Raw genomic sequence first — 14,674 nt, 5'->3', positions numbered from 1 at the left:
TTTCATTTAGAGATGTCGCCAAATGCGTGTCTGTTCTCAATGCGACGACAGGCAAAAGTTCCGCAATCCAAGAGTTCGAGTTGAATTGGATACAGCGCTCGCGGCGGATGTCTCCTCCGACGTGCCGCACAGCCGCATCAAGTGGCGTTGGCTGAAAGAAAGACAGAAAGAAGACCCGAGGCGAACCTCTTCATTGAACATGTATATCCAAATTCAAAAAATGCATCGCATTTTTGCTGATCCAGCGCACATGCAATAGATCACTACATGTACTGTTATACAAGCTGGCGAAGTTGCCCGATCGGCGGTCAAAGGTTCTGGGCGCGATTGACGGAGCACGGTATAAGCACTGCGCCCCAATTGACGACATACTGGGATCCGAACTCGAGATTTTCGTGCCGCCAAAAGACAGATGGGAGGTGTTTCCTCGCCACCGGTCAAAAACAAAAATTTTGGATTTTAGATACATGGTGCCAAATCAATAAGCTTAAATGGCAAGTACCAACTCAATTCGGCATTCACCAGTGCTTTGGCGCAGCATGTTGCAGGAGGCGGTAAGTGTCAGTCTGGATGTTCATTCTTTGTTCGACAATAGGTCTTCGAGATTGTCATACGGCGCGGTGTCCCTAAACTGCTTTACGAGCTCAGCGTCGTTTGAACGATCCCGCTCGCACGTTTTCAATAGCCGCCATAGATGAAGAAGAAGAACGATTGTCGCTCCCGCGGCCGCAATATTGAAGGCGATTTCCCACATTGTCATTTTGATGCTCCTACAATTAATAAGTTACATTCCCGTAACCGCAGAACCTATCATGACACTTGTCGAACATCGGCATGCTCTACTGCTCAAGTTCAGAGGTTTATGTCGACCCAGAGAAGTTCATGACCTTATCGATATCGTCAAAGAACTCCGTTGATTAATGTAAGCATTTCCATCTTCTCATGCGAAGAGGCGGGCTCATTCCTCAGAGGGACATCCTTCACGTCGCGGCCTTCCCATTTGATTTCGACACCAATGCGGTTCAGCGCGTCCCTCACGAAAGTCTTGACGTCAGACCGAACGCTTTTGTCAGCATGAAATACCGCGAATGACGAAACCGCGGTCAGATCCGCAGCGTAGTGTTGCTCAAACATAACCTTCGCTTCAAACATGTCCTTGACGATATCATGCAATATACGCAGCTTCGTTGCCCGTGTCTCAACGAGAGACCGATCAAACTCTATCAACGCCAATACTGCGGCCTCGTAGTCGTCTTCTTGGGACGAATTTCGTGATGTGCTTTCCGATCGAGCGTGCGAACCGTCATCGCCGTCGCCATTGTCCACCAGATCGTTCTCTGTCATCTTTCAATCTCCAGTTTGATCGCGATCATCGCTCGAAATCCTGAGACCTCGTGCCAGGGAACCGGCTCCTCATGAGCTCCAAGGCCATTAAGCCCAATTGTCGCGCATACTCCGGCATTTGTCGTAACTCATTGAATCTGGTACAGGATCAAGGAACGCTCCGACGTTACTGCGCAGCAATCCCTGTAAAATCCCAAGTGGAGCGATCCAGCGTCGGAGGGATGAGTCGTCGAGCGCCGATTGACTTAAACCGGAACCTGTGGCTCCGAGCCCAAACTGCAACTGAAAGATCATGTCTCAAATTGACCTGGAAAACCTATTGAAATCAATCAGCCGGCCGACGCCGGAGGAGGAGATCTTTTTCGCGAAACGTCGCGCTCTTGGTCTCGGCGTTGGCCTCGATGAGCACGGGAAAATGGACTATCCGAAAAAGCTCATTTTCATCGATTTCGAAGCATCTTCCTTAAGCCCTGAAAGTTGGCCGATCGAAATCGGCGTCGCGTGGATCGAACAGCAGGATGTCGTTGTCGAAAGCAAACTCATGCAACCGGATCCTGCCTGGTCTCTCGACGATTGGTCGGAAGAAAGCGCTGCCGTTCACAATATCCCTTTCGCCGACCTTAGGACAGCGGAGCCTGCGATGGATGTTGCAAGATGGTTTAAGGAAATCATAGGCGACAACATCCTTGTCAGTGACGCTCCCGAGTTCGATCAGCGTTGGCTTGATCGTCTTTTGGAAACGCTCAACGAACCGACCAAGCAGATCGACGACTTCGATCGCATCGTCTGGATTTCGTTTTCTCAGGAAGACGGCATTGTTGCACCCGGAACGATCGACCAGGTCTACAAAACACGAGCAGAGCGCCCGACAACGCATCGTGCCGGCGCAGATGCTGCAGATATGGCTCACGCATACAAAGCTGGCTTACCTCAGCTTTCTTCTCCCGACTTCTTCCAGCCAATGTCCGGAGAAGATTTGCGGCAATGGGAAGGTGGAGAGCAAGACAAAGACTAAGCCTGCATTGGGAAGCATGCCTTAAGCCCGCAAGACGCAAAGCGATCTGTAGATGCTCCGATCAGTCTCAGCTGGATCCGATGTTGGGCGGACCGGGCATTGCGAGCGGCGCAGTCATACGGCGCCGCTCGGCCACACGTCAGTCGAATATGCCGATCAACGATTGCGCTTTCACGCGCGCCCGTAGGCGATTTCGCAGAAACTGAAACTGGCTCCAGGCCAGGATCCGGTGGCGCAGGTGCTCCAGATCGTCATCGAACAGAACATCTTCTTCAGTGTCCGTCTCGAGCACCCGATTGCCATACCCCGCGCGCCGCGCGTTGGCGGCCTTGACGAGGTCCCTGCCGATCATGGCGATGCACGCGTTATCCCGCTCGTCGAGAACATCGCCGCGTTCCAGCCGTTCCAGCATCTGCGAAAAGCTGCGCTGCATAAGTCCGCTTGGAGTTGGTCCATGCCGCGCGCAGTCGTCTGCAAAAGCGGCGGCTTGCGAGATCACGCAAGCACCCAGTTCTTCGAGTGTTTGCTCGCGACGAATGTAGGTGTAGCTCATCACGATCTCCTCACGCTGCCGCTTCGGTCTCGGCCACCACCGGCATGGGCGTTGGCGCATCAATTGCAACGATCAGTGCTTCCAGTTGGTCAGTCAGCCCACAGATAACCAGCACCGCCGGATCGTCTGGCGAAATCTCCGCAAAATGGCCGCTTTCGGCGCGGTCCGGATCACCAACGTGTTCGAGGGCGAGTAGGTCGCGCAGCCACTCCAGACCGCGGCGATGCCGGATTGTGTAGGCGTCGGCAGTTGCGACCGACGCGCGCAATCGCTGCAGGCGCATCAGTGCTGCGGATCCACCGAGCAGCAACACCGCATGTTGAAGATCGAGATCAGCAGTTTCGAGGAACTCGCTGACTTGGGTCAGGATTTGTTGTTTGTTCATTGGGAATTACCCTGTGTTAACGCCGCCCCCGATTTCGGACGACAAGCGCGCAGGCGGGGGGATCCACTCCTTTCACCCTGCACGTTATTTGTGTTGATCTGAGCTCGGAGCTTTCTCTCATCTTGCTGCTCACAAGACGGCAGCAAGATGAGAGAAAATCAGGGCTGGGAGATTTCATACCCTTTTGGCCACGCGACCGATCGAGGTGAGGTGCAGCCGAGCGCCATTGAGCAGATCATCCGGACGATGCCGAAATTGTCGTCAATCCGGGGCGTCGTGATTTATATGGCGATCACGTTTTGTACCATCTGGTTCTTGCCGTCTCGCTCCAGCTGCAGAAGCGCGTTTCTGACAACAGCACCGTAGTTCTTTTTGTTCCAACTCAATTCAGTCATTTCCAGCCTTTGTTATTAGCGCTGGTAACGCCGGTAACTCTCTTGCCAACGTTACCATTAGTGGATTGTTTGAATGAGTTGGGCCCTGGATCCTCCGAGGAACAGGTAGGTTTGAATCCCTTTTTTGGTCAGAACAATTTTTTATGCAGCAATCTCTGCAAGGATGTCTTGCGCTTCCAATCGCCGGTAGCGGTCAGCGTTCAGCTCATAGAAGTGTCGGCTTGTCTCGTGAGCGTGGCCGCAGAGCGCTTGTGCGACGCGCAGATCCAGGTTCGGGTCCGCCACCACAGCATCGTAAGTCAGACTACGCGCGATATGTGGCCCGTGTCCGGTTAGTCGCCGCATGTTTTCCCAAAGCCAGTTATCGCCGAAGGGTTTCCAGTCGCGAGCAGGATTGCCGAATAATGCCGTACCGATGCGCGCCTCATAGACGGTCCAGAGATGTATGTCACCGACACCCATCAGCAGTGTCGCATCCAGATACGGTGTCAGACATTCGGCAAGCCGGGCATAAATTCGGGTGCCGGTCTTCGACGTCTCTATTGCCACGCGCCAACCCTCGCTGTCTCTACAAAATTCACTTCCGATACACCCAGCTCGCAGGTCAAACGCCCGCAAAGGCAGTTTCGACAGTAAAGCAATAGCGCCCGCAAGCGCATAGTCGCGACGGCGGGTTCGGACATGATCCTGATGCGTCGCTTCTTTTAGGAGCACATTAGCTATTTCTGCGAGCGCAACGAGATTCAGTGGTCTTTGCGCCAGAGTAACTTCCTTCCGTCGCAGATTAGATGAAGATTCCAGCTTTAACGCGTTGTGCGTTTCCATGAGCGCTTCGCGAATGTCTCGAGGATAGCCCGCGTGCTTGGCAAAACACGCGAGCGCCTCGCAGTAACCGGCTTTGCTACGCGTTGCGATGTCACTGTCAAAGACGTCCTGGGCAAAGGCTGTTGCCGTGTCCATTGAAAGCTCCGCCGGCATATGCCTGTGATTGGCGATCCGCACCAAGCGTCGTAACACGCAGGACAACAATTCGATCCGGGCACTGGACAGGCCGTTAGGCTTACCAGACCGTTCGGCAATCCGAGCCATTTCCGTATAAAAGGGCTCTGGAAGATCATGAAACGAGGGTCTGTTTTGCCGAGGGGATTTTTGGCGTGTTACTGTTCGACGTTTGCGCTGGCATTGCTGTAAGAAGATCGTGTCCGGATTCTCCGGGTCAATTGTAGACATTAATTCAGCCAGAAGCCCGAGGTTACGCGCGTCTGCCTTGAAGCTTTGCATTGCGACTTCATCAAGACGAGTCATGGACTGACGCCAGCGCATCCAGCGATCGGCGAGACGGATCAGCGAAGGCTCGCAGACCTCCTGCAACTCCGATTGGATTGCGAGAAATCGCGACCAATGCGGCGCGCGGAAAACGAGTTCGATCGGGCGGCGGTCAAATGCGCCGCTCTCAAGTGCCCAATCCATGCCCTCACCGGTTTCAAATGCGTATTTCCGAAGCAACACGGCTTGACTACTCAGGCTGTTTTCCTGCCACCCTTCCGTCCTCAGGCGATCAAAGAAAGCCATTCCTGAATCCCGCGATAGCTTTTCCGCATAACCATGATGTCGCGCGGTCTCGATGAGACCGCGAAAGGCTGAGGACAGAGCATGCCTGCTCGGGTGAAGTTTTTTTGCATAATAGGCCCGTCCAGTATCGACGTCGGCGAGATACCGACGCATACGTTGTGGCAATTCCTGTTCCGTGATCAGGTATTTCATCTGTTTTTCCCTTTTGCGAGTGCGTTGTTGACGGCATCCAACCCATCTTGGCCGCGTTCAATTGCGGCAGTTTGGTCAAAGAATGCGTAAGTCTTCGCAACCGTGGCTGGAGAGTTATTGAGAAGTGCAGCTATGACGTTCAGATCAGCGCCGGGCTGATTGATCAGGATCGAAGCGATGGCGTGACGCGCCTGATGCAGCTTCATGTATAAATCGACCGAAGCAGTGGCGTAACGCCAGGCATCGGCCGCGTTGCTATAGCGGGCTCCGCCCAGCAGAAGGTGTGGGTTCGGATTGTGTAGCCGCTTCATGAAGTGTGGGCGCGCTTCGTTTAGCCACCATTCCAGGATGCAACGAGGATCAACCTTACCGCGTTTCTTTATCGACGCCGTCAAAGGTTTCTTGTTTTTCATCATTTCCTTTGGAATGGCGAAGTTGACAGTTCGCGAACCACTCGGGAAGGAAACGTTAGCCTTCTCGCCAGTGACTGACAGGTTAACGAGTGTATCGACCCTCAGCGGCATAAAGGTCAAAACACTGGCCATGGCAGCGGCAAGTGAAAGTCTCACAGCACGAGCCTGATCGCCCATCAAAAGATCATTGTAGTTCTGGATCAGTGGAACAGCCTGGCTATGAAAGTGACCTGCGAGCGTCAGAAACTTTTCGACACGCCGAGGTGACGTTACAAGGCGCCGACAGAACGCCTGGTTAGCCTCGGTCATTGTGTCCCAGTTTTGAAAGTACTCGGTCTCGAAAAACTCTTTTTGAACTTTTGACAGATCAGGGTGGAACTCACGGGCGAAGCGAAATGCCGCCCCCATGTTTTTCCTGAGCGTTCTGGCGCCGAGCGGCTTCCAATAATACTCGCCGCCCACTTCCGCATCGAAGGCTGCAAACAGATTATCTGCCGTGGTCAATTCCGCGATGGATTGGCCGCCGTCCAAATCCAATCGACCAAGTTCAGAGAGGCAGGTGAAGTACCAGTTCAGATCATCCCCAGCAGATTTGACGGTCTGCGGAGAAAGTGGGGTGCGACGGCGTCCTGCCAGGAGCCCGTCATAGGGTCGACCGAGGCTCATCGTCGCTTGGTATTCGTGAATAGCTGACGTGATTTCGGTCGGTAGAGCCGGTGTCACACGGTGGCGTGTGGCCTTCGGAATTTCACCTAACTTTGCTGGCAACAGAGCAGGTTCGACTGTTTCCGGAAACTCATGCAGGCGATCCAACAGACGGGCAGCTTTACGAATTGCGTTCTTGCGGCCCTGATCGTGACAGTCTTTCATCCAGAGGTGCAACATATCAATACTCAGCTGCGCCGGCTGGACGCCCTTGCTTCTCGCCAGACTTGTCAGAACGGTTAGAGCGATGAGTTCTGGCGTTTGGATGTGATTGCCGTTTCTGCGCGGTTGGATCAGAACGGTCGCGGCTTCCTGGAGTTGCGACCAATCGTCCGCGAGCCCGCGCAGGCGCTTTTCCTCGGCGCGCAATCCTGACGCGTGTGCCATCAGGCTCTTTACGTTGCTGTGCCACGTTTCGAACTGCTTGAAGGTGTCGAATCCTTCGGGCGCATCTTTGTTGGCGACGTGACCTGACCATCGCTTGACGAAGGCATCGACATCGATCGGGATCATCGCCAGCGGACAATTATAGGCTGGCAGTTTTCTACATTTGTTTGCGGATCCCCGGATCTTCTTCGCGTTTGCTTGCGAATATGGGTAGTCTCCGGCGTCGAGTTTTTCGACAGCTTGCTCGAGGGTCATCTGCATTAGTGCCTCCATCATTGATTATGTTTTTTTGCGTTTGTGACGCGGTTGTTCTTGGAAATCCGGATGATCTTCAGAGATGCGTTTTGAGGTTCTTTTTTCGAATTTCGGCACTTTGGATGCGAAATGAGGAAAAGGACTTCAAAACGTATTAAGGTGAGGTTTTGTGGGCGTATTCCTCACTTTTTCCGGATCGGGCAAAGGTGCGGATTGCGGTGTTTTCGGCCTCACACAGCATCAAAAAGCTCCTCAATCTGGTGTTTCCGGAACCGGATCGAGCCACCGATCCGGAGGCTTGGAATGATGTTGTCGCGGGCATAGTTTCGGATGGTTGCCGGAACGCAGCCGAGTTCTTCGGCAAGGTCTTTGCCGGTCAGCAATGGCTCAAGCAGTGCCGGATGTTGACCTTGATCCAGCATCTCGGCATGAGGCACGCCTTCGACTCGCCACACATCCGTGATGGAATAACGCGGGCGTTTCAATGGACCGTGGGCGGGAGGGATGCCGCATTCGCGCAGCACCCGGCGCACTGTGTCCGGATGCAATTGCCAGCGGTCCGAGATCTGGACTTGTGACAAGCTTGGTAAGCCGGCCAGCGCCGTAGAGTGAGTTCTGAGTTTGGATAGTCGCTTCATAAAGAGCAGATGGCTCCACAACGCCGATCCGGAAAAAAATAGCCGAAACTTTTTCTACAATCCCACTTGGAAGGCCGCCGACTAACAGTTGGGGCCTTTCGGGATCTTTACCAACTCATCGCGAGCGTAGACCGTGTGAAAACTGTTTTTGGGCCAGCGTGTTTTCGCGTGTCGAACGCGAATGCGGACATCGGTGACACCCGGGCTTTCACCATCTTGGCAGGTCACGATAGCGTTTTCATGGGATTTGAGGGCACCCCACTTTTTCAAGACTCTCTTCAGTTTCGGCTTGAACTCTCTCATGTCATGTATTGCAGCGTCACAGCGCTCATTGTGGTCGTCGATGCCAAGACTTGAGGGTAGGAGTGAGAATTCCGGGCGCTGCATGTTTTCGTGTAGCGTCAACAGGGTGACAAAAGCGGGCTCAAGATCGGAGTTCATGTAAGCGATATCCATTGTGTGCATAAACGCATAACGCTCGCGATCAGACATCAATGCAGCAGCGAAAGCTGAAAACTCCCAGACAAGGACCGATGGTGGGCCCGCCTTGATTTCCAATGCGTCGAAGAGACCCGTCTCGGTCAAGCTCTCCAGCTTACCATCGGAGTTCATGCAAACCGCTTATGACGTTTTGCAACTGCGTTTGGCACCCGAGAAACTCTATGGGCATGATGAGGCGCGAGGCTGGATGCTAACATCGTTCAATTCGAACAATTCGAAGCCATTGGGCGGAATCGACGACTACACCAATTGTCAACTATCGGCGTTGGATTTGTCAGCCTGTTCCATCTGAGCTTGATAAAGATCCATAAGAAAGTGACCTCGGAGCCAGGACACGACGTAAGACGTTACTTCAGAATTGTCTGCGAACCGCGCGAAGGCGTTTAAAATGTCTTTCAGTGGAACGCCTTTGAAGCGTACAAGACTGCGTAAGATCATTCCTGTTGCCTTCTCAGCTCTTCGACGTGCACGCGGATCCTCGAAGGCGAGCGATACGAAGGCGGCTGCGGTTTGAATGTGTTTTCTGATATCTGCATCTGGTCGGCCAATATACTCTGACGCTCTCTGGAAACGCTCCATGTCGTCCGTACTGTCGATTCCCATCATCGTGACCAGCGTCGGCGCGTTCAGACCAATGAAAGAGTGCCGCAATGCTGCCAACGTGAGCAGAGCCTCCGCTCGTGCGGCGTCATCAATTATGCCTACGTCCAGAAGCAGGTCCAAAAGCGCATCTAAGCCGAACGCGTCGATCTTGAAGACACCTTGTGCAATTTGACGCAATCGAAGATCCGCGCTCAAAACGGTGCACCCTTCGCGCTGCGCAACCGAAAGTGTGTCAAACTGCGTGCCAAGGAAATCAGAAAGTTCTCTCAGTTTCAGATCAAGTGAATCCGAAACTTCTATCCCAACAACATTGCAGTCATTTTTGATATTCGCTGCCACGTTCCTGAGATCGTCAACTTGTGCCGCGAGTTCCTCTGCGGATTGTTGAATCGACACGATTTTATCGCCTTCAGCCATTGCGGTCAGGCGTCCATCTTCGTAGCTGTTCAAATTTTCCACCATCTCAGCAAGCTCGTCGACGCAAGAGGCGGAGGCATAAACGGTATTGAATGCTTCCCGAACTGATCCAAGGAGTCCAAGCTTGCTGAGCAGCCATCCCGTATGAGTATCAATGACCACTCCTTTTTCGGCGGCCTTGCGAGCATGCTCGATTTCCATCCGTATGTCCGGCGTGCGACCCGTTGCGCTGAACATCTCTTGACCAGATTGCGCCAGATACACCGCAAACTCGATCGAGTTCCCCCCACCCATGGATGCGACTGAAGCCAGTGGCAGCGGGTTGTCTCGGTAGAGAGTTTCTATGCGTTCGACCTGCGCACGCCGAGCTTTCAGGTTCTCTAAGATGGGTGTGACATCATCATCTTTGATCGTGACCGACCACAATGCCGTTTCGTCTGGGAAACGATCTTGGAGTGTATGTGACAAATAGTGGAACAGGTGAAGATACTTGGATTTCACCTGTTCGATCTTCCATACGAACCGGTTTGGACCGGTTTCGGTCATAAATTCCTCACCTACAGCTTTACCCATCGCCGCTTCAACTATTGGGTGATCCGCACGAAGATGAAGAGCCACGTCATCTTCACTTGCAACGACAACAAATTCAAATGGCTTTCCATCGTCTAACCTGGAAAGCTTTACGAAGCTGCCTTCCTCAACGATAGAACTCTCCGGTATCGATGGAGCGTCTCCGTCGACCATCATTTCAACCAAAAACAATCCGACGTATGAGTTGCAAACTCCGGCGTCTGTTTGATGTCGCGCCGCGATGTCATATGCGTAATCCAACGCATCTCGACGGCCGCTGCGCCACAAAACTTGGAACAAGTCCATTCTATCGCGCAGTTCACCCTCTAAGGTTTCCAACGTAATTGTCGCAAGGAAGCTCTTGGCGTCGCGCTCCTTCCCAGCCCTGAGAAAGCTTTGCCATAATGCGAGCTGCGTCCGCGCGTTATTCGGTTCGAGGTTTAATGCGCGTCGGAACCATGGAAGGGCATCCTGAGGGCGTCGGCGATTGAGGTGGAAGTGGCCGCCAGCGCGCTGCGTCTGTTCGCCTGCGTTTCCTGCTCGCTGGACAGAGGTAAAAAACGCGACGCCCGACGCCAGTGGAATGCTGGCCGATGCATAAGCCAACGCCAGCATCCTTCGTTCTCTCGTTTCCATGCCAGTGTCTACGTTGCCCTCGAGAAGTTCGATTGCCTTCTCTGGTTGATCGCGATCTATGCACTCTGAGGCCAAGCGCCATCGGAGCTCTCTATTGCCTGCGAGATCTTGTGTGAGCGCAAGTTCGAAGGCCTTTTCGCCGACTTCGGTAGCACCGAAGCGGTTGGCAAGTTGGCTAACAACAAGATAGCTGTGCGCGTCAGGCTTTATCTCTCCGAGCGCTTCCTGAAACGCATCGTTGCGCTCGGCTTCCGGCAACAGCAAGACATTCGAAACTTTCGCTATGTCTTCTGGTGGGATCTGTGTTTTTCCGTCCAGGTCTTCGGTTTGGAGTTCAATTACTTCGAGCGCTTCCTTCCACTCTCCTCTGTTGAGTGCTCGCTCCAATCTTATTGGCGCGTCTCCGGCAAAGCGGTCCTTTAATGCTCGGTCAAGTAGCTCATCGTCGTCTAATTGCATCGCGAGGCCAGCAACCGCAGCGCGGGCGCTGGGATCTGCGAAGAGGGTATCAACATTGGCCTCAACAAGTGCTCGGGCTTCCGGAAAACGTTCATCCAAGCGCAGGCCCATGATCGTGTTCTGTAAAAGCGTCGTGTCAGGCGCGATCCCATAAAGTTCAGTCAGCGTGTGACTTTTCCAAAGCTCCAGTAGGTACTCAGCGGCCTGTCGGGCTTGTTGCTTCGCGTCTGAGAACTCTTGCGGCGATGCGTCCCCTTCAAAATGCAAGGACGCCAACCGCTCGAGATCTCCTTCAGCCGCGGCTCGACAAAGAGTCTTTGAATTCGGGTGCATGGCCAACGCCCGTTTGGCTTCGTCGTACCAGCGTGAATCACCTGCTGCGCGGAGGGTAACCATGCGTGCAACACAGACATCTTTATTCCTACGCAGTTCCAAGGGTATTGCAGAGGCATCGACCAAATCGCCTTTAGCGCTTCTAACATAAACCCAATTGGCCCAATGGAGCGCGCTGTTCGGTTCTGTGGCCAACAATTCGTTCACGCACCGTTCGGCGGCTTCCGGGTCGCCTTGCAGCAAGTGCGCGACAACCAAATTCGAGCGGTGCTTGAGGTTCTCTGGATCAATCTCAGAGGCTTCAATGAATAGTCGTGCAGCTTCTTCATCGTTTCCCAAACCTTTTTCGCATGTCGCAATCAAGGATGTCACCCTCGCTGCAGACTTCGGTGCCAGAGGTTCGGTTGCGTCAGCCTCTTCCAAGCGCGCCCTCAGTAGACCGATTGCCGTCGCAAATTTGGACTGTGCAATTAGGTTTCGGTAGATCTTGAATTCGGGATCCAATGGATCTGGCTCAATGATGCCAGTAGGAACGCTCTGAGAAAGGTGTTCTACCTGTTCTGCGGTTGCAGAAATTGTGCTCTTGAGCTGTTCATGTTCCAGCCGAACCGTTTCAGTGATCTCCTGTTGCGCCCGCAACTGTTCACTGGTGCTGTTGACAGCTTCGGTGACGTCACTTCGCCACTGCGTGATGTTTTTGTCCCGTTTCGAGGGCAGGACACTTCGGCCTAATCCGCTAAGCGCACCACCCACAAATGGTACCGCAGAAAGACTGGCATCAACCACATCTCGACTGCCCTCAGATAAGCGCGTTCCCTTTTCGGGTGGTTCCAGCTTTTTGGCCGCAGAAGCCTCATCAGGTACGACGGCAGGAAGCTGAACGTTCGTTTTGTTGGTTTCGCGTTCGCCGTCGTCTTCAATCAATTTTCTGCTACTTTTCTTATGGTTCTCAATACCGCCTACATAAGCCTTTAGGCAATGAAATTAAATGGTATTTGTGCCTCAAATTCTTGCCGTCACCTGGTCGAAAACACGAACACAAAAAGTGGTGAAAGAACAATTCATGTGTTCAAAGTAGGCCCCGGCGCAAATTTTCGCGCCAGGACTGAAAGCCACTCTCATAACTGCTAAGCGAGTGCCAGCAAGTGTTCAAATGCCGCGCGCTTCAATTTGTATTTCGGCAGTTTCAGGGGCCGTAGGTCAGTCACCTCACGAAGCTTGATGGCCACTTTCTTGAGCGCGTCGTCAGAGAGGCACCCGATCTCTTGCACTTGAAAAAGCGGCTTCTCCAATTGCGGGTCTTTTACCCTCACGCTTTCGGCCTGACTGCTTTCACCAAGGGTTACTTCAATTTCCAGTGTAGAGCTTTCGGCGAGGTTGCAAGCCAGGATAACCGGGAAGCCATAGCGGTAGTTTTTGCCGATCATCAGTTTGAAATCCGCCTTGTCGACCGCTTTTTTAAGATCTTGGACATGGTGCGCCGTATAGAAGACGTTCAGGACATTGCCATTCTTGTGCCCAGCGATTGCCTGCCGTTCGCCGTCAACCACCATTTCGCGTTTCAACATGCTCGAGAAGGTCTTGCGAAGCGCATAGAAATCCTCGTCGAAATCACCGATGCCGAGATGGTCGAAAATTCGGCGAAGATGCTTGCCGTAAGCGCTGGTCACATCACCTGCTTTTGATCGGCGTACCGCCTCGGGAAAAAGTAGTGGGCCGTGATTGTCACGAAGTGACTGAAACCATTCGACGAACCCCAAGTCTATCAGTATCTGTGGGATCGGAATAAGCCGCTTGCTGTCCTCTGTCTTGCCCGTGGCTTCTGGTCCGCATGCGATTGCAAAAAGATAGGTTCCATCGCGATACCTGATATCGCTGCGTTTCAGAAACAGAATCTCCTCAATGCGAGAACCGATGGTCAGTACGATCAGGGGCACCCAATAGTCGGCATCCCGTACGATCACCTTGCCTCGTTGCCAACGGCGATGTTCAGACGACGCTCCTGTATAGATCGGCGACGTCAAGAGTCGCGCAATCCGCTCCGTGGTCCATGGCATCCGGTTTTTCGGTTTTGTGACACGAACATACAGCTCATCGTCGGGTGCAAGTGATTGGATGTGCCGTTGCATTTCTTTGTAGGAAATGGCGTTGGGGATTTCTGGGCCGAGTTCTGAAGCTGACTTGAATTTTCTGTTCATTCCATCCCGGTACTTTTTGAGCGTACGCAGCGTGACGCGCGGTACCAAACGTTCAGAAAGCAACGCACGCTTTTCGGGGTTGGATAGTCCCTCCATGGCGCGGACTTCCTCCATAACTTGGAAATCGGCGGCGTCCGCCTGAGAAATCTCAAATTCCTTGGTTATGTTTTTCCCTTCGCTCTCGAAGCGGTTCCGACCGTGCGACTTGCCGTGGGTGCGGGGCAGTCGGGATGCCCATCCTAAAAATTCTTTCTGTCTTTCTTTCGTGATGGAAGAAACCGGGATGTCGTCAAAAAACTCTTTCATCAGCCGATACACGGAACCTGTGAGCTTTTTCATGTCTTTTGAAGGGAAGTTTTTGTCGGTCCTGGCCCGTGCTTGGGAAATCAGAACCGGTGCCTGAACGAACTTGTCGAAGTCATCCAGCCCGTGTTCAGCCAAGAGTTCCGAACTGGCATAGCGCACGTCGTCGCCTTCTTGCGCGGCAATTTCCACGTCATTGAGCCGACGTTGCAAAGCTGTCGCACGTTTGCCCAGATCGTTTGGAATCGGCGTTGGAAGACTTAGGGCAACGCGGTCTCCGGCGGCGCGCAGCAACGGCTCGACGTCGGTCCATTGTCTGTTCCTTGCGGCCTGCCGGAGACGTCGGTTTTCTTCCTGTAGCGCTTCGATCCTCTGGTCGACCTCGCCCGCATTCAAGGCAGTGTCTTGGTTTTGCTCTTGCAGCATGCCCTCAAGTGCTGAGCGTAGCATCTCAGTCAAGACGGCTTTGGCGGTCTCGGGGTTAAGCGAATCTTTAATCAGTGCGTCCACGTGTGTTTTCTCCATCTGCTCGAGGACGGTGAGCAACGCGGCTGCGCGCTTCACGGCGTCGAGCGGGAGGTCGGTTCGCAGCGACAGGCAAAGAAACTGGTTTGGGACCTGGTTTGATAGTTTTTTTGGCAGGCGTTTTCGGAAATAGAAAATACGACCGCGGCGCATGAGGTAGGGGCCGGCATGGTAACAGGGTTTGCGCAACCGACCGCCGGGTCGGTTACTGGCCGGCTGTGTCACAGCATGTGTCACAGTTTCCGAATGCTGTGACACATCGGATTTTCCGGAGG

The 14,674-nt window shown here is 53.4% G+C and carries 10 protein-coding genes; 1 reads left to right on the top strand and 9 read right to left on the bottom strand.

The genetic code is table 11. The annotated features are described in order from the left end of the window. Positions 1-900: 900 nt before the first annotated feature. Positions 901-1,344: a hypothetical protein gene (locus ACR3FB_RS03305; RefSeq protein ID WP_480564071.1), complete on the bottom strand. Its 444-nt coding sequence runs from the start codon at positions 1,342-1,344 to the stop codon at positions 901-903. Between the two features lie 292 nt (positions 1,345-1,636). Between ACR3FB_RS03305 and ACR3FB_RS03300 the strand changes: the two genes are divergently transcribed. Then, on the top strand, positions 1,637-2,359 hold the full coding sequence (locus ACR3FB_RS03300) for a 3'-5' exonuclease (protein ID WP_480564069.1): 723 nt from the start codon (positions 1,637-1,639) through the stop codon (positions 2,357-2,359). Between the two features lie 139 nt (positions 2,360-2,498). On the opposite strand, the gene ACR3FB_RS03295 is transcribed toward ACR3FB_RS03300, so the two are convergent. From ACR3FB_RS03295 to ACR3FB_RS03260, 8 genes are all read right to left on the bottom strand, one after another. Continuing rightward, positions 2,499-2,912, bottom strand: a complete 414-nt coding sequence (locus tag ACR3FB_RS03295) for a hypothetical protein (RefSeq protein ID WP_480564067.1) — start codon at positions 2,910-2,912, stop codon at positions 2,499-2,501. Between the two features lie 10 nt (positions 2,913-2,922). Then, positions 2,923-3,297 carry a hypothetical protein gene (locus ACR3FB_RS03290; RefSeq protein ID WP_480564065.1) on the bottom strand — a complete coding sequence of 125 codons (375 nt, stop codon included), beginning with the start codon at positions 3,295-3,297 and terminating at the stop codon, positions 2,923-2,925. 536 nt (positions 3,298-3,833) lie between these two features. Beyond that, the gene (locus tag ACR3FB_RS03285; protein ID WP_480564063.1) at positions 3,834-5,456 is read right to left on the bottom strand and encodes a hypothetical protein; all 1,623 of its coding nucleotides are present in this window, start codon (positions 5,454-5,456) and stop codon (positions 3,834-3,836) included. Then, entirely contained in the window at positions 5,453-7,222 is a 1,770-nt protein-coding gene (locus ACR3FB_RS03280) for a hypothetical protein (RefSeq protein WP_480564061.1), read from the bottom strand. Before ACR3FB_RS03280 ends, ACR3FB_RS03285 begins: the two co-directional genes overlap by 4 nt. 224 nt (positions 7,223-7,446) lie before the next feature. After that, positions 7,447-7,854, bottom strand: a complete 408-nt coding sequence (locus ACR3FB_RS03275; RefSeq protein WP_480564059.1) for a helix-turn-helix domain-containing protein — start codon at positions 7,852-7,854, stop codon at positions 7,447-7,449. Between the two features lie 81 nt (positions 7,855-7,935). Then, the gene (locus tag ACR3FB_RS03270) at positions 7,936-8,439 is read right to left on the bottom strand and encodes a hypothetical protein (protein WP_480564057.1); all 504 of its coding nucleotides are present in this window, start codon (positions 8,437-8,439) and stop codon (positions 7,936-7,938) included. A gap of 168 nt (positions 8,440-8,607) precedes the next feature. Further along, positions 8,608-12,297, bottom strand: coding sequence for a PIN domain-containing protein (locus tag ACR3FB_RS03265; protein WP_480564055.1), 3,690 nt, complete (start codon positions 12,295-12,297; stop codon positions 8,608-8,610). A gap of 203 nt (positions 12,298-12,500) precedes the next feature. Further along, on the bottom strand, positions 12,501-14,624 hold the full coding sequence (locus ACR3FB_RS03260) for a DUF6538 domain-containing protein (protein WP_480564053.1): 2,124 nt from the start codon (positions 14,622-14,624) through the stop codon (positions 12,501-12,503). Between the last annotated feature and the right edge of the window lie 50 nt (positions 14,625-14,674).

It is taken from the genome of Ruegeria sp. AO1 (assembly GCF_056535985.1).
This window is presented reverse-complemented; position numbering and strand designations above follow the sequence as displayed.